Annotated in this window: 21 protein-coding genes; 14 read left to right on the top strand and 7 right to left on the bottom strand. The window is 70.0% G+C overall.

All coding sequences use genetic code 11. The features are described 5' to 3' along the window. Positions 1–91 precede the first annotated feature (91 nt). Genes AB0J95_RS47430 through AB0J95_RS47415 form a run of 4 tightly spaced genes read left to right on the top strand, consistent with a single transcriptional unit; the run spans position 92 to position 4,240 of the window. Complete coding sequence (locus AB0J95_RS47430; protein ID WP_364772956.1) at positions 92–979, top strand: sugar ABC transporter permease; 888 nt, start codon at positions 92–94, stop codon at positions 977–979. Continuing rightward, positions 976–1,863: a carbohydrate ABC transporter permease gene (locus AB0J95_RS47425; protein ID WP_364772954.1), complete on the top strand. Its 888-nt coding sequence runs from the start codon at positions 976–978 to the stop codon at positions 1,861–1,863. The genes AB0J95_RS47430 and AB0J95_RS47425 overlap by 4 nt, the downstream gene beginning before the upstream one ends. 2 nt (positions 1,864–1,865) lie before the next feature. Next, positions 1,866–3,143: a 6-phospho-beta-glucosidase gene (locus AB0J95_RS47420; protein ID WP_364772953.1), complete on the top strand. Its 1,278-nt coding sequence runs from the start codon at positions 1,866–1,868 to the stop codon at positions 3,141–3,143. Next, on the top strand, positions 3,140–4,240 hold the full coding sequence (locus AB0J95_RS47415; RefSeq protein ID WP_364772951.1) for a BadF/BadG/BcrA/BcrD ATPase family protein: 1,101 nt from the start codon (positions 3,140–3,142) through the stop codon (positions 4,238–4,240). The genes AB0J95_RS47420 and AB0J95_RS47415 overlap by 4 nt, the downstream gene beginning before the upstream one ends. Here AB0J95_RS47415 and AB0J95_RS47410 read toward each other — a convergent pair. Then, positions 4,130–4,924, bottom strand: coding sequence for a hypothetical protein (locus tag AB0J95_RS47410; protein WP_364772950.1), 795 nt, complete (start codon positions 4,922–4,924; stop codon positions 4,130–4,132). The two genes, AB0J95_RS47415 and AB0J95_RS47410, sit on opposite strands and share 111 nt — an antisense overlap. 75 nt (positions 4,925–4,999) lie before the next feature. On the opposite strand from AB0J95_RS47410, the gene AB0J95_RS47405 reads away from it, so the two are divergent. Further along, positions 5,000–6,097 (top strand): hypothetical protein, encoded by a 1,098-nt coding sequence (locus AB0J95_RS47405; protein ID WP_364772949.1) that lies wholly within the window; start codon positions 5,000–5,002, stop codon positions 6,095–6,097. On the opposite strand, the gene AB0J95_RS47400 is transcribed toward AB0J95_RS47405, so the two are convergent. Further along, positions 6,063–6,806, bottom strand: a complete 744-nt coding sequence (locus tag AB0J95_RS47400) for a hypothetical protein (RefSeq protein WP_364772947.1) — start codon at positions 6,804–6,806, stop codon at positions 6,063–6,065. The genes AB0J95_RS47405 and AB0J95_RS47400 overlap by 35 nt on opposite strands. 187 nt (positions 6,807–6,993) lie before the next feature. Between AB0J95_RS47400 and AB0J95_RS47395 the strand changes: the two genes are divergently transcribed. From AB0J95_RS47395 to AB0J95_RS47375, 5 genes are all read left to right on the top strand, one after another. Next, positions 6,994–8,385, top strand: a complete 1,392-nt coding sequence (locus AB0J95_RS47395) for an ATP-binding protein (RefSeq protein ID WP_364772946.1) — start codon at positions 6,994–6,996, stop codon at positions 8,383–8,385. Beyond that, positions 8,382–10,325, top strand: coding sequence for a VWA domain-containing protein (locus AB0J95_RS47390; RefSeq protein ID WP_364772944.1), 1,944 nt, complete (start codon positions 8,382–8,384; stop codon positions 10,323–10,325). The genes AB0J95_RS47395 and AB0J95_RS47390 overlap by 4 nt, the downstream gene beginning before the upstream one ends. A gap of 64 nt (positions 10,326–10,389) precedes the next feature. Continuing rightward, on the top strand, positions 10,390–10,716 hold the full coding sequence (locus AB0J95_RS47385) for a YnfA family protein (protein ID WP_364772943.1): 327 nt from the start codon (positions 10,390–10,392) through the stop codon (positions 10,714–10,716). Positions 10,717–10,758: 42 nt separating this feature from the next. Then, a complete protein-coding gene (locus AB0J95_RS47380; protein WP_364772941.1) occupies positions 10,759–11,892 on the top strand; it encodes a winged helix DNA-binding domain-containing protein in 1,134 nt (377 codons plus the stop codon). 62 nt (positions 11,893–11,954) lie between these two features. Further along, the gene (locus AB0J95_RS47375; RefSeq protein WP_364772939.1) at positions 11,955–12,629 is read left to right on the top strand and encodes a response regulator transcription factor; all 675 of its coding nucleotides are present in this window, start codon (positions 11,955–11,957) and stop codon (positions 12,627–12,629) included. Positions 12,630–12,631: 2 nt separating this feature from the next. Here AB0J95_RS47375 and AB0J95_RS47370 read toward each other — a convergent pair whose 3' ends face one another. The 5 genes from AB0J95_RS47370 to AB0J95_RS47350 all read right to left on the bottom strand — a co-directional run bounded on the left by AB0J95_RS47370 (position 12,632) and on the right by AB0J95_RS47350 (position 16,952). Continuing rightward, entirely contained in the window at positions 12,632–13,723 is a 1,092-nt protein-coding gene (locus AB0J95_RS47370) for an acyltransferase (RefSeq protein WP_364772937.1), read from the bottom strand. After that, positions 13,716–14,378 (bottom strand): M15 family metallopeptidase, encoded by a 663-nt coding sequence (locus AB0J95_RS47365; protein ID WP_364772935.1) that lies wholly within the window; start codon positions 14,376–14,378, stop codon positions 13,716–13,718. The genes AB0J95_RS47370 and AB0J95_RS47365 overlap by 8 nt, the downstream gene beginning before the upstream one ends. Further along, positions 14,375–15,430 (bottom strand): D-alanine--D-alanine ligase family protein, encoded by a 1,056-nt coding sequence (locus AB0J95_RS47360; protein WP_364772934.1) that lies wholly within the window; start codon positions 15,428–15,430, stop codon positions 14,375–14,377. The genes AB0J95_RS47365 and AB0J95_RS47360 overlap by 4 nt, the downstream gene beginning before the upstream one ends. Further along, positions 15,427–16,398 (bottom strand): pyridoxal-phosphate dependent enzyme, encoded by a 972-nt coding sequence (locus tag AB0J95_RS47355; protein WP_364772932.1) that lies wholly within the window; start codon positions 16,396–16,398, stop codon positions 15,427–15,429. The genes AB0J95_RS47360 and AB0J95_RS47355 overlap by 4 nt, the downstream gene beginning before the upstream one ends. A gap of 95 nt (positions 16,399–16,493) precedes the next feature. Continuing rightward, positions 16,494–16,952: a nitroreductase/quinone reductase family protein gene (locus tag AB0J95_RS47350; RefSeq protein WP_364772930.1), complete on the bottom strand. Its 459-nt coding sequence runs from the start codon at positions 16,950–16,952 to the stop codon at positions 16,494–16,496. Positions 16,953–17,082: 130 nt separating this feature from the next. Here AB0J95_RS47350 and AB0J95_RS47345 point away from each other — a divergent pair, with 130 nt between their 5' ends. The 4 genes from AB0J95_RS47345 to AB0J95_RS47330 are packed head-to-tail and all read left to right on the top strand — an operon-like array spanning position 17,083 to position 20,221. After that, positions 17,083–17,778, top strand: coding sequence for a TetR/AcrR family transcriptional regulator (locus AB0J95_RS47345; protein WP_364772928.1), 696 nt, complete (start codon positions 17,083–17,085; stop codon positions 17,776–17,778). Positions 17,779–17,826: 48 nt separating this feature from the next. After that, positions 17,827–18,996, top strand: coding sequence for a cytochrome P450 (locus tag AB0J95_RS47340; RefSeq protein ID WP_364772927.1), 1,170 nt, complete (start codon positions 17,827–17,829; stop codon positions 18,994–18,996). Then, entirely contained in the window at positions 18,993–19,259 is a 267-nt protein-coding gene (locus AB0J95_RS47335) for a glycosyltransferase (protein WP_364772925.1), read from the top strand. Before AB0J95_RS47340 ends, AB0J95_RS47335 begins: the two co-directional genes overlap by 4 nt. Further along, a complete protein-coding gene (locus AB0J95_RS47330) occupies positions 19,196–20,221 on the top strand; it encodes a nucleotide disphospho-sugar-binding domain-containing protein (protein ID WP_364772924.1) in 1,026 nt (341 codons plus the stop codon). The genes AB0J95_RS47335 and AB0J95_RS47330 overlap by 64 nt, the downstream gene beginning before the upstream one ends. Positions 20,222–20,228 lie beyond the last annotated feature (7 nt).

Below are 20,228 nucleotides of genomic sequence, written 5' to 3'. Positions count from 1 at the left end.
TTTGCATCGACCGGACACGGACTCGGCCGCGGCCCCCGCGAGGGGCCTCGGGCGGGTCCGTTCCCGCCGCCGGTGGGTTGTGCTCGGGTTCATGGCACCGGCGCTCCTCGGGTTCCTGATCTTCTTCGGCTACCCGCTGATCGCCACGGTCTACTTCTCGCTGACCCGCTATGACCTGATCAACCCGCCCGAGTGGATCGGGTTCGACAACTACGTCCGGATGTTCACTTCCGAGCCGCTGATCGGCACGGCCGCCTACAACACGTTGTGGCTGGTGATCGTGCTGACGGTGTGCCGCGTGATCTTCGCGCTCGGCACCGCTTCGGTGATCTCCCGGCTGCGCCGGGGACTGGGGCTGATCCGCACCCTGTGCTACCTGCCCGCACTGGCGCCGCCCGCCGCGGCGACGCTGGTGTTCGTCTTCGTGCTCAACCCGGAGTTCGGCCCGGTGAACCGGTTCCTGCGCTGGCTGGGCATCGACGGCGGGCTGTGGTTCAACGACCCGGCCATGTCCAAGCCGTCGCTGACCCTGCTGGTGCTGTGGGGTTCCGGCGAGCTGATGATCATCATCCTGGCGGCACTGCTGGACGTGCCGCAGGAGCAGTACGAGTCGGCGTCGCTGGACGGCGCCGGGCCGGCCCGCCGGTTCTGGCACATCACGTTGCCGTCCATCTCGCCGGTGCTGATGTTCGGCATCGTCAACTCGATGATCTTCGCGTTGCAGTTCTTCACCCAGGCGGTGGTGGCCGGATCGGCCGCGGCTGGAACCGCCGACGTGGCGGGCAACACCAAGTTCATCGGCGCGCCGCAGAACTCGACACTGACCTACCCGGTGTGGCTGTACGTGCAGGGCTTCCGGTACTCCAACATGGGGTACGCGGCGGCCATGGCCGTGCTGCTGTTCGTCGTGTCGTTCGCGTTCACCGCGATCCTCGTCCGGCAACTCCGCCGGGCTTCTCATGTCGAGGAGGGGGCATGACAGCAGTCCTCACCCCTCCACGCACCGGCGGTTCGCCGGTTCTGGTGCGGCGCAAGGCTTCCTGGCAGAAGACGCTCTACTGGGTGGCCACGCACGCGCTCGGTCTCGCGATGGGCATCGCGTTCACCCTGCCGGTGATCTTCGTGCTGCTCACCGCGTTCATGAAGAGCGACCAGGCGATGACGTCGAGCTGGTGGCCGAACGAATGGCACTTCGAGAACTTCGTCGAGGTGTTCAACCGGGCGCCCATGCTCACCTACCTGATCAACAGCATGACCTACTCGCTGCTGGCGACCCTGGGCATCCTGCTGTCGGCCATCCCGGCCGCGTACGCGCTGGCGAAGCTCAAGTGGCGCGGGCAGACCTGGGCGTTCATGGCGGTGGTCGCGGCGATGATGCTGCCCCCGCAGGTGGTCATCGTGCCGCTGTTCGACATGTGGGTGCGGATGGGCCTGACCGGCACGCTGGTTCCGCTGATCGCGCCGTACTTCCTGTTCGACGCGTTCAGCATCTTCCTGCTGCGCCAGTTCTTCCTGACGATTCCGAAGGACTATCTCGACGCGGCCAGGATCGACGGCTGCTCGGAGCTGCAGGTGCTCTACCGGGTGGTGGTTCCGATGGCGAAGCCGGGCATCGCGGCCGCGGCGATGTTCTGCTTCCTGTACACCTGGAACGACTACTTCGGGCCGTTGCTCTACACCGCTCAGGCAAGGGACAACTGGACGTTGTCCTTGGCGATCGCCTCCTTCCGCGGGATGCACCACGTCGAGTGGAACCTCACCATGGCCGCGACCGTCGTCGCGATGCTCCCGGCCATCGTGCTGTTCGTCTTCGCGCAGAAGTCGTTCGTCAAGGGCGTCACGTTCACGGGAGTGAAGGGTTGAGCATGAGACTGACCGTCGTGGGTGGCGGGTCCACGTACACACCGGAGCTGGTCGACGGCATCGCCGGCCGGCGTGCCAGCCTGGATGTCGACGAGATCGTCCTCGTCGACCCGGACACCCACCGGTTGAGAATCGTCGGCTCGTTCTGCCAGCGGCTGCTGGACCACGCCGGGCACCCCGCGAAGGTGCTCACCACGACCAGCCTGGAGCAGGGTGCCGAGGGCGCCTCGGCGGTCCTGCTCCAGCTGCGGGTGGGCGGCCAGAAGGCCCGGCGCTCCGACGAGACCTTCCCGCACGCGTGCGGCTGTATCGGCCAGGAGACAACGGGTGCGGGCGGTCTGGCCAAGGCGCTGCGCACGGTTCCGGTGGTGCTGGACATCGCCCGGACCGTGCGCCGGGTGGCCGGCGAGGACACCTGGATCGTGAACTTCACCAACCCGGTCGGCATCGTCACCCGAGCCCTGCTCGAGGAGGGCCACAAGGCGGTGGGACTGTGCAACGTGGCCATCGGGCTGCAGCGCAAGTTCGCCGCGTGGTTCGGGGTGGACACCAACGCGGTTCGGCTGGACCACATCGGACTCAACCACCTCACGTGGGAACGCGGCGTCCAGGTGTCCACTCCGGACGGTCCGGTGGAGCGGATCGGCGACCTGCTCGGCGAGTTCGGCCGGCGGGTGGCCGACGAGATCAGCGCCCCGCTGGACTGGATGCGCCGGATGAACGCCATCCCGTCCTACTACCTGAAGTATTACTACGCGCACGACGATGTGCTCGCCGACCAGCTGGAAAGCCCGCCGCGAGCGGACGTCGTGATCGAGGTGGAGAACGAGTTGCTCAGCCAGTACGCCGATCCGGACGTGGTGACCAAGCCGGAGAGCCTGGCCAAACGCGGTGGCGCGTACTACTCGGAAGCCGCCGTGCAGCTCGTGCACGCGCTGACCGCGGGCGGCCCCGCGGAGGAGCACGTGGTCAACGTCCGCAACAACGGCGCCATGCCGTTCCTGCCGGACGACGCGGTGATCGAGGTTCCGGCCACTGTGGACGGCAAGGGGGCCGCCCCGCTGCCGGTCAAGCCGGTCGAGCCCCGGTTCTCCGGCCTGATCTCGCATGTGACGGCGTACGAGTTCCTGGCGCTGGAAGCGGCCCGCAAGGGCGGCCGCGACCGGGTCGCCGACGCGTTGCTCGCCCACCCGCTGGTCGGGCAGTACGCCATCGCGGACCGGCTGGCTGACGACCTCGTGGCCGCCAACCGCGCCGATCTGCCGTGGGCCGCGGTATGAGCGGCTCCGACATCGTTGTCATCGCGATTGACGGCGGCAACAGCAAGACCGATGTGTTGCTTGTGGACGGTTCGGGCGGGGTGCTCGGCCGTGCCCGCGGTATCGGCGCCTCGCCGCAGACGGTGGGCGTGCGCAAGAGCCTGGACACGTTCGAGCAGCTGGTGATCGAGGCCGCGGCCCAGGCGGGCACGCCGATGAGCCCGCCGTTCGGCGCGCACACGGCCGCCTACCTCGCGGGCGCGGACCTGCCCAAGGAGGAGGAGGTCCTCGAGCGGGCGCTGGCCGAGCGCGGCTGGTCACCGTCCATTGTGGTCGGCAACGACACGTTCGCGTTGCTGCGGGCCGGTACAGCCGACGGCGTGGGCGTCGCCGTGGTGTGCGGGGCCGGCATCAACTGCGTCGGTGTGTCCGCGAACGGCAAGGTGCACCGTTTTCCCGCTCTGGGCCGGATCTCCGGTGACTGGGGCGGTGGGCTGCACCTCGGCGAGGAGGCGCTCTGGTCGGCGGTGCGCGCCGCCGACGGGCGCGGCCCGCACACGGAGCTGCTGCCCGCGGTGATCGAGCACTTCGACGTGCGGGACATCTTCGACGTGGTGGAGCGGCTGCACTTCGAGGGCCTGCACCGGTCGGTGCTGCACGAGCTGTCGCCGTTGCTGTTCACCGTCGCCCAGGGCGGCGACCAGGTCGCCGGGCAGATCGTCGAGACCCTCGTCACCGAGGTGGTCACGATGGCCACGGTGACGTTACGCAAGCTGGAGATGACCGGCGAGGCCCCTGCGATCATCCTCGGCGGCGGCGTGCTGACCGGCCAGAGCGGCGCGCTGCTGGCCGAGATCACCCGGCGGATCTGCGCCGTCGCCCCGCGGGCCGACGTCCGCGTCGTGGACCTGCCCCCGGTCGTGGGCGCCGCGCTGATGGGCCTGGACGCGATCGGCGCCGAGCTGGCCGCGAAGAAGCGGCTGCGGGCCTCCGCCGGACTGCTGAGCTCAGTGCCGTCCGGCGTGATCGGACAGGGCGCGGACGGCGTCGTCAACGGCAGCGCACCGGGCGACGCGGACAGCGTCGGCGAGCGGGCGGAGAGCTTCGGCGCGTCGTAGCGCCGCGGAGGACGACAACGCACCGCCGGGGTCGTCCTCCGCCGCCACCTCGAGGATGGCGGCGACCTCACTGGCCCGTTGCAGCACCCGCAACGCCTTCTGCGGCATGCCGATCGGCCACCGGGCGCGGGCGGTCACGGCCGCCCGCTCCTTGATCTCCTGCCGGACCCCGGGACGGCTGCTGGCCAGGTCCAGCGAGGCCAGTGTGCCGGCGGCCTCCCGCATGGCGGCGGACAGGCCGTGGTCGGCCTCGCCCAGCGGGGTGAACTCGGCGGGCCCGCCGGTGGGCAGGTCGAACACGGTCCACCGGATCACGTCCTCGGCGATGGTGTCCGGCACGATCCCCACGTTCGCCTCGGGCAGCACGATGACCTGACCGGCGTGCATCCCCGCCTGCGCCAACGGCATGGACCCACCCAGCCCGCGGACATCCCCGGGCACCGGGATCACCAGCCGCGCAGTCGTGGCCCCGGCCTTGCGCAGCGCGGCGAACAACCCGGCGAGCTGTGTCGCCCGTTCGTCCTTGGCGGGCAGGTCGAGCGCCGTCGCGGTGCCATCGTCGTCGGCGACCACCTCGTGGATCTCGGCCCACACCTGCAGCGCGTCGAGGGCGTCATCGGGCGCGGCGACCCCGTGCAACCAAGCGGATCCCCACACAGCCAACGTGGCACTAGGAAATGGCACGGCCGCAAGCGTACCGACCCCCGATCGCGCGGGTGGTCAGACCGGTCCATCCGCGCATGTATAGCGTTCACGTCCATGCTTCAGGTGCGGGGCAGGCGCCCGGGCCGGCGGGTGGTGCGGCTCGGGGTGCTGGGGCTGGTGCTGGCCGGGGTCGCGGTGGTGGTGATCGGGCTGAGGTTCCACCAGTGGCCCGGCGGGCCGGACCCGGACGGGCCGAGGGTGCCGGGCGGCGTGCTCACCGGAATCCTTTGGGGTACCCCGGTCTTCTTCTGGGTCACGGTGGTGATCGCGAACATCACGCGGTCCGGTGTGGCGACGCTGGGGCCGGGCGGAGAACTGGGGCTCTCGTGGCTGGGCGGGCCGGTCGTGGTCGGCGGCGGGGTCACGTTCGGCCGGTGGGTCGAGGTCGCGCCGCTGCACACCATGAAGGGCATGATCGCGTTCATCCCCTATGGCCACCGGACGGTGAAGATCGGTGGACTGGACCACGACGGCCTCGGTTACCGCCTGGACGTGCCCAGCAGCACCAAGTGCGACTTCTGGCTGGACCGCGCCGACTTCGACCGCCTGCTGGCGCACCTGAACCAGCATCCCGATCCCGTCCTCGCCGCCGAACCGGTCGTCGACCTGATCGGCAACACCCAACGGCCGCGTGGCCTGCTGCGGATGATGGCGCCCTGGTTGATCACCATCGCCGTGCTGAGCGGGTTCGGCGTGTTCCTCGGGCTTTCCGGGCTGGGTGACCAGATCGACGTCACGCCGCGAGGCCGGTTCATCCTCGCCTCGGTGACCGTCGTGGTGGTCCTCCTCGGCATCCTGTGGACCGCCCTCTCGGCCCGCGGCGCGCCCTCAGACGTGGTCCTCCTGCACCTACGTCCGGAGGGAGTCGTGCTGACCGGCCCTTCGTGGCGGCCGGGCGAACTCGCGCGAGCGGACTGGACCGCGGTGTCGGCGACCATCCACACGAAGTCGATCGCCAGCCGGTACGGCCGGTCGACCATGGCGGTCCTCGACCTGCGGATCGCCGGGCACAAACCGTTGCTGATCGGCGCCTGGACCGCCAAACCCCCCAAACACGCCACACCCACCCGCCACAACGCGCGCTACATGATCGGCACCGGGCAGTGGCAAACCCTCCTCACCACCCTCCGCCGCCACCACCGCGTGCGCTGAACGCCTCCACGGGTTTCAAAGCAGCGCCGGCGGCCCGTTCGCGCTCGAACCGGTCCGCGCCGAGCGCCTGGATGGCCGCCTCGCGGGCGTTCTGCAGTTCGATGGCGTCGTCAGGGTCGGGAACCTGCCCCAGGGCGGCGAAAGCGCTCTCGCTGACGCCGACCATCAGCGCGGCGCGGGCATGATCGCCCTCGGCGGTGGCGAGGGCTGTGCCGGCGACACAGACATACGGCACGAACGAGTCGTAGCCCTCCCGGAACACCCGTTCCCGCCCTTCGCGGAACAACTCCCGTGCGGCGGTGAGATTGCCGAGGTGCAGCTCGGTGAACGCGAGGTTGTGGTACTCGGAGTTGACCATCCCGGGCTGGCCGAGTTCCTCGTTGAGCGCGATGCTCGCCAGGTACAGCTCCCGCGCCCGCACGAAGTCCCCGGACATCCGGGTGACCGCGGCGAGGACGTGGCGGGGGCGTTCCTCCAGCCGTCGGTCGCCGGTTCCGCGCGCGACCGCGAGGGCCTCCTGGGCCAGGTCCCCGGCACGGGTCAGCTCGCCGCCGCGGATGGCCACCCGGCTCATCGCGTAGAGCGCCTCGACCTCCCCGGCCGGGTCGCCGGCGGCCCGCGCCCGCTCGACCTCGGCCATCGCCATCCGCGACACCTCAGCGCTGTCCCCGCGCCGGAACGCGGCCCGGATCTCGTCTGCGAATCCCACGCCGTCAATGATCGCGTGCCGGGCGGCTGGATACCGGCTCCGGCACAACCACGCCAACCTGCGGATTACGCTCTGAGCTGACACGAACCGGGAATACCCCGGTGTGGCGATTCGTCGGTTCTCATGGGGTGGTGTCCGGAGCTGCTCCACGTTGGCACCCACCAAGATCCGACGTAACTTCGAACACGTGAATCGTGGGAATCAGCCGCGCACGGTCGGCGAGCTTCGGGCGGCCGGCCACCGGGTGCGGGGCGTCAAGGCCGAGATCAGGGAGAACCTGCTGGCCGCGTTGCGGTCGGGCCGGAACCCCTGGCCGGGAATTGTCGGGTTTGACCGGACTGTCCTGCCGCAGCTGGAAAGGGCGCTGCTGGCCGGGCACGACATCGTGCTCCTGGGGGAGCGGGGACAGGGCAAGACCAGGCTGCTGCGGACCCTCGTGGGCCTGCTGGACGAGTGGACCCCGGCGATCGAGGGGTCCGAGCTGAACGAGCACCCGTTCGAGCCGATCACCGCCGAGTCGCGGCGGCGGGCGGCCGAGCTGGGCGACGACCTGCCGGTGCGGTGGGTGCACCGGGACGAGCGGTACGCCGAGAAGCTGGCCACGCCGGACACCTCGATCGGTGACCTGATCGGCGACGTGGACCCGGTGAAGGTGGCGCAGGGACGCAGCCTGGGCGACCCCGAGACCGTCCACTTCGGACTGGTCCCGCGCGCGCACCGGGGTGTCATCGCGGTGAACGAGCTGCCGGACCTGGCCGAGCGGATCCAGGTCGGCCTGCTGAACGTGATGGAGGAGCGGGACATCCAGATCCGCGGCTACACCATGCGGCTGCCGCTGGACGTGCTGCTGGTGGCCACCGCGAACCCGGAGGACTACACCAACCGGGGCCGGATCATCACGCCGCTGAAGGACCGGTTCGGCGCGGAGGTGCGCACGCACTACCCGCTCGAGGTGGCCGACGAGATGGACCTGGTCCGCCAGGAGGCCGACCTGGTCGCCGAGGTCGGCGACGCGCTGATCGAGGTCGTCGCCCGGTTCGTTCGCAACCTGCGCGAGTCCAGCGCGATCGACCAGCGTTCGGGTGTGTCCGCGCGGTTCGCGGTCGCGGCGGCGGAGACCCTCGCTGCGGCGGCGTTGCGCCGGGCGGCCATCACCGGCGAGGAGCCCGCGGTCGCGCGGCCGATCGACCTCGACGCCATTCCCGCTGTCCTGCAAGGGAAGCTGGAGTTCGAGGCGGGCGAGGAGGGCCGCGAGATCGAGCACCTCGTGCACCTGCTGCGGGTGTCGGTCGCCGAGACGGCCCGCGGCGCGTTCGCCGGGCTGGACCTCAAACCGCTGCAGGACGCCATCAACGAGGGCCGGATCGTCACCACCGGCGAGCGCGTCCCGGCCTCGGAGGTCCTGGGTGCGCTGCCGGAGCTGCCGGTGCTGCACGAGGTCGCCGAGCGCGTCGGCGTGAGCCCGACCGACCCGCCGGGCCGGATCGCGTCGGCGGTCGAGCTGGCGCTGGAGGCGTTGTACCTGTCGCGCAGGCTGGCCAAGGACGCCGAGGACGGCACGGCGGTGTACGGGCCGTGAGCACTTTCGCGTACCGCCCCTGGCACGACGGCCCTGACCCGCTGGCGCCGCCGGTGGACATCCGGGCGGCGCTCGACCAGATCGGCCGGGACGTGATGGAGGGCTCGTCGCCGCGGACCGCGCTGGAGGAGTTGCTCCGCCAGGGTGTCCGCGGCACACGTGGCCTGGACGAGATGACCCGGCGGCTCTGGCAGCAGCGGTCCCGCCTGCAACGCCGCCACCGGCTCGACGGCACCCTGCAGGAGGTGCAGCGGCTGCTGCAGGAGGCGCTGGAGGCCGAGAAGCGGCACCTGTTCCCGGACCCGTCGGACGACGCCCGGTTCCGGGAGGCGCAGCTGGACAACCTCCCGGCCGGGACCGCCGCGCAGGTGCGGGACTTGGCCGACTACGACTGGCAGTCGCAGACCGGCCGGGAGAACTACCAGAAGATCCAGGACCTGCTCGGCCAGGAGCTGATGGAGTCGCGGTTCAAGGGCATGAAGGAGGCCCTGCGGAACGCGACCCCGCAGGACGTCGAGCGGATCCGCGAGATGATGTCGGATCTCAACGATCTGCTGGCGGCGCATGCCCAAGGGCGGGACACCCAGCAGCAGTTCGAGCAGTTCATGCGCAAGCACGGCGAGTTCTTCCCGGAGAACCCGCGCAATGTCGAGGAGCTGATCGACGCGCTGGCCGCCCGGGCCGCCGCGGCCCAGCGGATGATGAACTCGATGTCGGCGGAGCAACGCGCCGAACTGAGCGAACTCATCCAGCAGGCGTTCGGCGATCCGCGGCTGGCCGGCGAGGTCGCCCGGCTGGACGCGCAGCTGCAGTCGCTGCGGCCGGGCGAGGACTGGACCTCCTCGGGCCGGTTCCGCGGCAACAACCCGATGGGCATGGGCGAGGGCGCGCAGGCCATGCAGGACCTGGCCGAGATGGACGCGCTGGCCGAACAGCTCAGCCAGTCCTACCCGGGTGCCCGCCTGGAGGACATCGACCTGGAGGCGCTGGAACGCCAGCTCGGCCCGGAGACAGGAGTGGACGCTCGCCGTCTGCAGGAGCTGGAACGCGAGCTGCGCAACCAGGGTCTGCTGGAACGGGCCCCGGACGGCTCGCTTCAGTTGTCCCCCAAGGCGATGCGCCGGCTGGGGCAGACCGCGTTGAAGGACGTGGTCAACTCCCTGTCGGCCCGCCGGGGTGAACGGGACACGGCCAAGGCCGGTGCCGCGGGCGAGCCCACGGGCAGCTCCCGGCCATGGCAGTTCGGCGACACCGAGCCGTGGGATGTGTCCCGGACGGTCCGCAACGCCGTTCTCCGCACCGCCTCCACCACCGGCGGCGCGGTCACGCTGGACGTCGAAGACGTGGAGATCGTTGAGACGGAACAGCGTGCGCGCGCGGCCGTGGCGTTGTGCGTGGACACCTCGTGGTCGATGGTCCAGGACGGCCGCTGGCTGCCGATGAAACGCACCGCGCTGGCGTTGCACCACCTGGTGCGCACCAGGTTCCGCAACGACGCGCTGGAGCTGATCACGTTCGGCCGCCACGCGTCCACAGTGGACATCGCGGAGCTGACCGCGCTGGAAGGGGTCTGGGAGCAGGGCACGAACCTGCACCACGCCCTGCTGCTGGCCGGGCGGCACGTGCGCAGGCACCCGGACGCCCAGCCGGTGGTCATCGTCGTCACCGACGGCGAACCGACCGCGCACCTCGAACCGGACGGCGAGGCGGAGTTCAACTACCCGCCACTGCCCCGCACGCTCCGGCTCACGCTGGCCGAGGTGGACAAGCTCGCCCGGCTGGGCGCGTCCGTGTCGGTGTTCATGCTGGGCGACGACCCCAAGCTGGAAGCGTTCGTGGACATCGTGGCCCGGCGCAGCGGCGGCCGGGTGGTCAACCCCGACCTCGACGGCCTCGGTGCCGCCGTGGTCAGCGACTACCTGCGCAACCGACGCAGGTGATCGAGTGCCGCCAGCCGCGAGTTCCCGGCGGCTGGCGGTCACCACTGCCAGTACCGTGACCCGCGTGCTCCGGTCGATTCTGTTGTTCGTGCTGGCCGCCGTCCTGGAGATCGGCGGGGCGTGGCTGGTCTGGCAGGGTGTTCGGGCCGACCGGGGCTGGATCTTCGTCGGCGCGGGCGTGATCGCGTTGGGACTGTACGGATTCGTGGCGACCCTGCAGCCGGACGCCAACTTCGGCCGGATCCTGGCGGCGTACGGCGGGGTGTTCGTGGCGGGGTCGCTGGCGTGGGGGATGGTCGCCGACGGGTTCCGGCCGGACCGGTACGACGTGATCGGCGCCCTGATCTGCCTGGCCGGGGTCGGCGTGATCATGTACTCACCCCGTGGGTGAATGCGGACGGGAGCTGACCGCAATGGCCGCTAGCGTGAGCCCGTGAGCCTCGACTGGACCCAGATCTGCGCGCAACGCCTGGCCCGGCACCACCTGCTGCGGCCGCACACCGACCTAACGGAGGTCGTGCGCGCGATGTGCGGGGCGCACGCGCAGATCATGGCGGCCGGGGAACTCTCGGTCGGGATCCGGACCAACGCCAGTCGCGGCGATGTGCAGCACGCCCTGTGGCACGACCGGACACTGGTGAAGACGTTCGGGCCGCGCGGCACGGTCCACTTCCTGCCGACCGCCGACCTTCCACTGTGGACGGCCGCACTGTCCGCGATCCCCGGTCAGGCCTCGGGTTTCGCCGAAGGTGTCCGGATGACGCCGGACCAGACCCGGCAGGTGATCGACGCGATCGGCATCGCCCTCAAGGACGCCGAGCTGACCGTCGACGAGCTCACCGAGGCACTGGTGGACCTGGCCGGGCCGTGGGCCGGCGAGAAGGTGATGCCCGCGTTCCAGACCTTCTGGCCGCGTTGGCGCCAAGCCACCACCGAAGCGGCCAACAGCGGCGTGCTTTGCTTCGGTCTCAACAAAGGCCGCAAGGTCACGTACACCAACCCGCACCGCTGGCTGCCCGGGTTGCAGCCGGTGGACCCGGATCAGGCCCTCGCCGAGCTGGTCAACCGCTACCTGCACGCCTACGGCCCGGCCACGCCCGCCCAGTTCGCCCGCTGGCTGTCCGCGTCACCGGCCTGGGCGGCCAAGCTGTTCGCCTCGCTCGACCTGCGGCAGGTCGACGTGGCCGGCACTCCGGCCTGGCTCGCGGCTGGCGATACGCTGGGAAGCGGCGAGAACGTCCAAGGCGTCCGGCTGCTGCCGTACTTCGACGCCTACACGGTCGGCTGCTTCCCACGTGAGCTGGTGTTCCCCGGCCGGGCGTTCGAGCGGGTGCTCAACCGGGGCCAGGCCGGGAACTACCCGGTGCTGCTGGTGGACGGCGTCATCAAGGGCGTGTGGCACCAACGCCGTAGCGGACGCAAGATCGACGTGACCGTGGAACCGTTCGGGAAACTCACCGCGCGGCAACACAAGGACCTCGAAGGCCAAGTGGACCGCGCCGGCGAAATCCAGGACGGAAAGGCCACCTTGACGATCGGCACGGTCACCGTCGGTCCGCACGCCTGATGGCCAGAACCCGCCACCCGAATGGCATGGGAATCGCGCGGGGAAATCCGAAAAATGGCGGCATGCCCCGCGTCCTGCTCATCGACGACGACGAGACGATACGTAACTCTCTGTCACTCGCGTTGCGCCGGAACGGGCACACCGTGCACGCGGTCGAGTCGGGCGAACTGGGGCTGTGCGAGCTGGACCGGACCGACATCGTCCTGCTCGACCTGCGGCTGCCGGGCATCGACGGGTTCGAGGTCACCCGGCGGATCCGGGCCGCCAGCAGCGTGCCGATCATCATGGTCTCCGCCCGCGAGGACGACATGGACGTGGTCGCGGGCCTGGAGGCGGGCGCCGACGACTTCGTGGTCAAGCCCGTCCGCGCCCGGGTGCTGGACGCGCGGATCAAGGCCGTGCTGAGGCGGGGCGGTGTCCGCCAGCGGCCGGAGAACCTGGAACAGTACGGCGAGCTGACCATCGACCGGGCCGGGCTCGTGGTGAGCAAGCGGGGCGTCCCGGTCACCCTGGCCCCGACCGAGCTGCGGCTACTGCTCGAACTGTCCGCGTCACCCGGCCGGGTGCTGTCCCGCCAGTACCTGCTGGAAGCGGTGTGGGAACGCGGTTACCTCGGTGACTCCCGGTTGATCGACGCCAGCGTGCAGCGGCTGCGGGCCAAGATCGAGGACGACCTCGCCCGGCCGGTCCTGGTCCAGACCGTGCGTGGTTTCGGTTACCGTTTCGGCCCTGTCTGAAACTAAGTCGCGGGCTGCGCTTTTCGCGGCTTGGGGGCGAGCCAGGGTATTCGCTGCAATGCCCGTTTGAGCACGGGCGCGAATTTCTTTTCGACCAGGGTGTGAATCGCGTAGGCGAGGCCGAGCATGAGCAGAATCGTGCCCACGGCCAAGACGTACGGATTGATCGCGTCACCGATCCTGGCGATGATCACGAACCCGATATGCGCGTGCACCAGGTACAGCGGATAGGTCAGCGCCCCGGCGTGCACGAACCCGGGCCGGCCCAGCGGCCGGGTCACCCGGGTCGCGATCAGCAGCATCACCAGGAAGACGCAGCTGATGATCGCGCTGACCACGAACGGGTTGATCTCGGTCTGGTAGCGGGTGCCGACGTCCTCGCTGAACTGGATGCCGCGGATGATCGCGTTGTCCCAGCAGATCGCGATGATCGCCACCACCTGCCAGCTGAACCCCGAGCGGTAGCCGACGAACAACGCCATGCCGGTGATGAAGTAGTGCGAGAACTGGCTCTGCACAACGAGATCCGCCGCCGCCGGGAGCACGCCCAGCTCCATCAGCACGGTCAGCGCGAGCCAGCCCCACAGCACCGCGAGCACCTTGCGGCGGGTGATACCGAGGACGCACAGCACGAAGATCAGCGCGTAGAACCGCAGCTCCGCCCACAGCGTCCAGTACACGACGTCGACGTTCTGCAGGTTGGCCAGCGAGTTGAACATGGTCAGGTTGGCCAGGTACTGCCCGACCGTGACCCGGAAGTGGCCGTTGCTGAACAGGATCGACACGATCGCGGTCAGCGTCACCGCGACCCAGTACGCGGGGTAGAGCCGGGTGATCCGGGAGACCACGAACGCGCCCGGCCGCCGGTCCCACGCGCTCATCAGCACCACGAACCCGCTGATGGTGAAGAACAGGTCGACGCCGAGGTAGCCGAACCGGGTCACCTCGCTCAGCGCCGGGAACGACACCGGCGTGTGACCGCCCGCGAACCCGGAGAACGTGTAGTGGTACACGACCACGGCGAGGGCCGCGAAGATCCGCAGCGCGTCGATCTCGTACAGCCGGTCCGCCGGCCTGGCGTGGACCTCAACCATGCTGAAGCGCTGTCTCCAGGTCGACCGGGCCGAACTCGGTGGCGGCCAGGCCGTGGTGCAGGGCCCAGTACCGGTCACCGTACGAGTAGTGCCACCACTCGGTCGGGTAGTTCACCATCCCGGCGCCGGTCATCACCTTCACCAGCAGCTCCCGGTTGGCGCGGGCGTCCGGCGAGATGGTGGTGGCGGCGGTGAAGCACGCGCTCGCGCAGTCCTCCGGGGTGGCGTTCATCGCGGTGCCCATGTCCAGTTCTTCACCGTCCACAGTGCACAGGGTGAGGTCGACCGTGCCGCCGGTGCAGTGCGGGGCGACCTCGGGCGGCGAGACGAACTTGCTGGCCTCGACGTGCACCCGCTCGTCGGCCCAGTCCGGGTAGGTCCGCCGCAGCCTGCCGCAGTACCCGTCGAAGATCTCCTGCTGCAGGTGCAACGGCCGGTACGCCTCGACGATCAGCAGCCGCAGCCCGTCGGGCAACGCGTCCTGCGCGGCCAGCAGCCGCTCGGCCACCGGCTTGCGGATCCGGGCGAACGCACCGTCCTCGTCGGCCATTCGCTTGTCCAGCAACAGGTCCGGCTGGTGACGCAGGTCCACCATGGGCGCGCCGCAGTCGGCGGACTCGAGCCGCCGGATCTTCGGGTCGGACAGCAGGATCACGCGGCCCCCTTGCGCAAGGCCTGCCGCTCGAACGCCAATGCGATCAGCTTGTCCAGCAACTCGGCGTAGCCGATTCCGCTGGCCGCCCACACCTTCGGGTACATCGAGTGCGCGGTGAACCCCGGCAGCGTGTTCAGCTCGTTGACGTACGGCTGGTTGTTGGCCTCGTCGTAGAGGAAGTCGATGCGGGCCAGACCCCAGCAACCAACTGCCTGGAATGCGCGGATGGACAGCTCACGCAGCTGCTCGTCCAGGCCGTCCGGGAGCTGCGCGGGCACGATCATCGGGTCGGCGTCGCCGTAGTACTTCTGCTGGTAGTCGAACCAGCCACCGGCCACCGTGACCTCACCGGTGACCGAGGCCGCGGGGGAGAACCCGCCCAGCACACCGGTTTCCAGCTCGCGGGCGGTGACGCCCTGCTCGACCAGCACCACCGGGTCGTACGAGAACGCTTGCTGCACCGCGGTTTCCAGGTCGTCCATGTCGGTCACCCTGGAGATGCCGATGGAGGAGCCCATGTTGGCCGGTTTGACGAACAGCGGCAGCTTCAGCCCGGCGACGAGCTCCTTGCGCTGCTGCGCGGTCTGGTCCTTGTTGGTGACGACGTAGTTGGTCACCGGGATGCCCTCGGCGCGGAACGCCCGCTTCATCGCGACCTTGTCCATCCCGGTCGCCGACGCCGCCACACCGCAGCCCACGTACGGCACGCCCAGCCACTCCAGCAGGCCTTGCAGCACACCGTCTTCACCGAACGGGCCGTGCAGCACCGGGAACACGACGTCGAACTGGCGCAGGAACTCGACGCCGACCTCGGGACCGGCGACCTCCAGGTGGTCGTCGATGGCCCGGGCGCCGGGCGGCTGGTCGCGAAGCTTGTCCAGCAGGTCCTGCGGAACGTGCCGGAAGCCGCCGTCCTTCGTGACGCCTACGACGGTCAGGTCGTACTTCTCAGCGGACAGCGCTCGGGCGACGGCCAGCGCCGACGCGCAGGACACCTCGTGCTCCGCGGACGGCCCGCCGAACAGCAGGCCCACTCGGGTGCGGGGATTCACTTGTCTCCGTTCATGATCCCGGCGAGCACCGCCGGATCGACGTTGCCACCGGTCAGCACCACGCCGACCGGTCCGGGCACGGCGTGCTTCAACACCCCGGCAAGGCCGGCCGCGGCCGACGGTTCGAGCAGGACTTTGGCGTGGAACAAGGCGGACCGCAGCGCACCGGCGATCTCGTCGTCGTCGACGGTGATCATCTCGGTGATGTGCCGGCGGCCGATGGCGAACGGCAGCTCGCCGACGGTCGACGGCTTCAGCCCGTCCGCCAGGGTCGTGCAGGGCGCCACCGGTGTGCGCTCGCCTCGGGCCAGGCTCCGCGTCAGTGAGTCGCAGCCCACCGGTTCGACCCCATAGACCTGAATGCCGGTGTCCATAGTGGCCAGACAGGCCCCGGCGATCCCGCCGCCGCCCCCGACCGGGATGACCACCGATCGCAGCCGCGGAACCTCTTCGATCAGCTCCAGGGTCGCCGTGCCCTGGCCGCTGATGACATCCGGGTTGTCGTAGGCGTCGACCACGGCGTACCCGGTCCGGGCCCGGATCTCCGCGACCCGGCCGACCCGGTCGGCCAGCGTTGTCCCGGCCAGCACGACCTCGGCACCGGCCTGGCGGATGGCGGCGAGCTTGGTGGCGGGCGCGTCCTCCGGCAGCACGACCGTGGCCGGCAGTCCGAACTGGTTCGCGGCGACGGCGACCGCGATGCCGTGGTTCCCGGTGCTTTGCGCGACCACCCCGGGAAACGATCGCTCCCCGGCCACCCGGCCGACCGCTCGCAGCGCGCCGCGCAGCTTGTACGAGCCCGCGCGCTGCAGGTTCTCGGCCTTCAGCCAGACCTCGCGGCCGGCCAGCCGGTCGATGCCGGCCGAGTGCAGCACCGGGGTCCGCACGAGGGTCCCGGCCAGGCCGCGGGCCGCTGCCAGGACGTCCGCGCGGGCCAGTGGCGGTGAGTCGGTGTGCAGGGAGAGCATGCCCGCGATGATCAGCGGCGCACGTCCGCGTCACGTCTTGGCAATGTCATGAACGTGTAACAGTGACGGCGACTAGTCGCCGTAGGTGACCGGCGTCACTTGTCCGACTGGAGGTGCAGGCGGAACACCGGGAAGCCGGGGGCGATGCCCAGCAGGGTCTCCTCGCTGGACTCGTGGCTGATGCCCTCGCCGAAGAACTTGCCGACCTCCCAGGCCCACTTCTTCAGGTACAGCCGCAGGATGTCGGGCTTGTCCTGGTCGGCCAGCTCGGTGACGGTGAACGTCTGGCGCTTGCGGCCCAGCCGCAGCTCGCCGCCGCCGACCACCCGCATGTTGCGCACCCACTGGGTGTGGCCGCGCGGCGCCACCAGGTAGGTCTCACCGTCGATGGTCAGCGGGTTGACCGCGGTGGTGCGCCACTGCCCGCTCTTGCGGCCCTTCACGGCCAGCAGGCGGGTGCCGTACAGGCTCACGCCGACCTTGGCCAGCCAGCGGACGGCGTTGTTGAAGATCTTGTCGGCGCCGGTGGGCTGGATGTTGCGGGTGTCGTTCATGACTGGGACTCCTGATCTGTTTCAAGAGCGGTGCTCTCTGTTGTGACCAGTAGACATGAGAGCGCCGGTTGTTGTCAAGAGCAGTGCTCTCGAAATTGACTGGTGCTCTCGGCACTGTCAGACTGAGGCCATGGGTGCCACACGGACGGCTCGCGAACTGGCGAGGATGGAACTGACGCAGGCGATCAAGGACGAGGCCCGGCGGCAGCTGGCGGTGGACGGGCCGCAGAAGCTGTCCCTGCGGTCCATCTCGCGCGCGCTGGAGATGGTGTCCTCGTCGCTGTTCCGCTACTTCCCGAGCCGCGACGACCTGCTCACGGCCTTGATCATCGACGCGTACAACGCCATGGGGCAGGCCGCGGAGGACGCCGCGCAGGGGGCGCCGCGAGAGGCGTGGATCGCCGCGTGTCACGCCGTGCGTGCCTGGGCCAAGCAGAACCCGCACGAGTACGCGCTGATCTACGGCTCGCCGATCCCCGGCTACAAGGCCCCGCGGGAGACTGTCGCGGCCGCGGCTCGCGTGCCGCTCCTGCTGATCGGGCTGCTGAGCAAGGCCTGGCAGGGGATGCGGGTCGAGTATGGCGAACCGAGTCCGCCGTTGACGCCGGGCCTGGCCCAGCAGTGGGCGGACGTGGGGCGGGAGGTCGCGCCCGAACTGCCGGTCGAGGTGCTCAACCGTGGCGGGATCGTCTGGTCCCAGCTGTTCGGCATGCTCAGCTTCGAGCTGTTCGGTCAGTTCGTCGGCTCGGTGGACCCGGCTGACGAGTTCTTCGCCCACGCTGTCGGGCAGATGGCGGACTTCGTCGGTCTCAAGTCCCCGTTTTGACACTTCCTTAACTTCACAAGTTTGTGAATGACGAGTATTGCTTGAAGGGTGACACACATCAACGGTCTGCCGACCGAACGACGATGTCCCCTTGATCCCGCCGACGGCCTGAAGGGCCTGGAGCCGGTCGTCCGGATGACCTACCCGGACGGCCACGAGGGCTGGCTGGTCACCGGCCGGCACGAGGCCCGCGAGGTGCTCGCCAGCCCGGCCATGAGCAACCGCATCGACCTGGCCCGGTCACCGGTCCCGCGGGCGATCGCGGCCGACGCCGATTTCCGGATCCCGCCCGGCATGTTCAACCGGATGGACCCGCCGGGCCACACCCGCGTCCGCCGGCTGCTGATCAGCGAGTTCACCGTGCACCGGATGAACCAGCTGGCGCCGCACATCAGCGAGATCGCCGAGCGGCACCTCGACGAGATGGAGCGGATGGGCCCGCCCGCCGACCTCGTGCCCGCGTTCGCGCTGCCGATCCCGTCGCTCGTCATCTGCGAGCTGCTCGGCATCCCGTACGACCGCCGCGAGACGTTCCAGCAGTCCGCCGCCACGATGCTGCGCATCGACGTGGCAGCCGACGTCGCCATCAAGGCGTGGAACGAGCTGCGGGCACTGCTGACCGAGGTGGTCAACGCCAAGCTGGCCCAGCCCACCGACGATCTGCTCGGCCGGCTGTGCGCGAAGGACGAGCTCACCAGGGAGGAGCTCGTCACGATCGCCACCGTGCTGCTCATCGCGGGGCACGAGACGACGGCCAACATGCTCGCGCTCGGCACGTACGCGCTGCTGCGGCACCCGGACCAGCGTCAGGCGATGCTCGACGACCCGGCCAGGGCCGTGGAGGAGATGCTGCGCTACCTCTCGATCATCCACATCGGACCGGTGCGGACCGCGCTGCGGGACGTCGACATCGAGGGCAACCACATCGCGGCGGGGGAGTCGGTCACCATCTCGGTCCCGGCCGTCAACCGCGACGAGGCCAAGTTCGCCCACCCGGACGCCCTCGACCTGACCCGCGACGCGCACGGGCACCTGGCGTTCGGCCACGGCATCCACCAGTGCCTCGGCCAGCAGCTCGCGCGGATCGAGATGCGCGTCGGCTACTCCGCGCTGCTGCGCCGGTTCCCGTCGCTGCGGCTGGCCGGGGACGTGAGGTTCCGCTCCGAGATGGCCATCTACGGCGTGTACACCCTGCCGGTCACCTGGGACAACGCATGAAGATCGTGATCATCGCCGTCGGGTCGCGCGGCGACGTGGCGCCCTACACCGGCCTGGCCGTGCGGCTGATGGCGGACGGGCACGACGTGGCCATCGCGACCCAGGGGGCTTTCGAGGCGATGGTCAACGCGTGCGGTGCGCAGTTCCGGTTGATGCCCGGTGACATCCGCACCGACCTGGCCTCGGCCGACGGGCAGAAGTGGCAGCGCAACGGCACCGGCTGCGTGGCGTGCGGACGAACATCGAGTTCGGCCGCCGGCTGATGGAGGATGTCGCCGCTGGGGTGGCCCACGTCGCCTCGGGCGCGGATCTGCTGATGCTGCAACGAGGTGCGCTCATCCACGGCTACCTGGTGGCCCAGGCGCTGGGGATCCGGGCGATCGCGCTGGAGCTGTTCCCCGGCGTGCCCAGCCACGACTTCATGCTGCCCGCGTTCGGCGGGAAGTCGTTGGGCGGTCTGCTGAACTGGTGGCTGCCCAAGCTCGCGCTGAACGCGCCGACGCCGTTGGACGGTCTGGTGAAGCAGTTCTGCGTCCAGCTCGGACTGCCGCCGCTGGGGCTGGCCAAGGTGCGCAGGCAGATGCTCGAGTCGGACTTCGAGATCCGGCACGGCTACAGCCCGGTCCTGCTGCCGCGGCCGCGGGACTGGCGGCCGGGGATCGAGGTGGACGGTTACTGGTGGCCTGAGCGGCTGCCCGGCTGGACCCCACCGGCCGGCCTGGTGGACTTCCTCGCGGCCGGGCCGCCGCCGGTGTTCGTCGGGTTCGGCAGCATGTCGCTCGCGGACGGCGACCGGTTGTCGGACATCGTGTCCACAGTGGTCCGCCGGACCGGGATGCGCGCGGTGGTCCAGGCGGGCTGGTCGGGGCTGACCGCGACCGGGGATGACGTGCTGACCATCGACACGGTGCCGCACGACTGGCTGTTCCCGCAGGTCAGTGTGGTCGTGCACCACTGCGGGGCGGGGACGACGGGCGCCGGGTTGCGGGCGGGGGTTCCGGTCGTGCCGGTTCCGGTGCTGGCCGACCAGCCCTTCTGGGCGGCGCGGCTGGCGGCGATCGGCGTGAGCCCGGGGTCGGTGCTGATGCGGAAGTTGTCCTCGGCGGCGCTGACCACGTTGCTGGGCAAGGCACCCGAGCACGCCGCCCAAGCGCGAGCGGTCGGCAGGCAGGTGCGGGCGGAGGACGGCGCGGGCAGGATCGCCGCGCTGGTGCGCGCCGCGTAAATTCCCA

The sequence above is a fragment of the Actinocrispum sp. NPDC049592 genome, from assembly GCF_040675465.1.
Classification (GTDB): Bacteria; Actinomycetota; Actinomycetes; order Mycobacteriales; family Pseudonocardiaceae; genus Kibdelosporangium.
The sequence above is the reverse complement of the archived record's forward strand: the minus strand, read 5'-3'. Positions and strand labels throughout refer to the sequence as shown.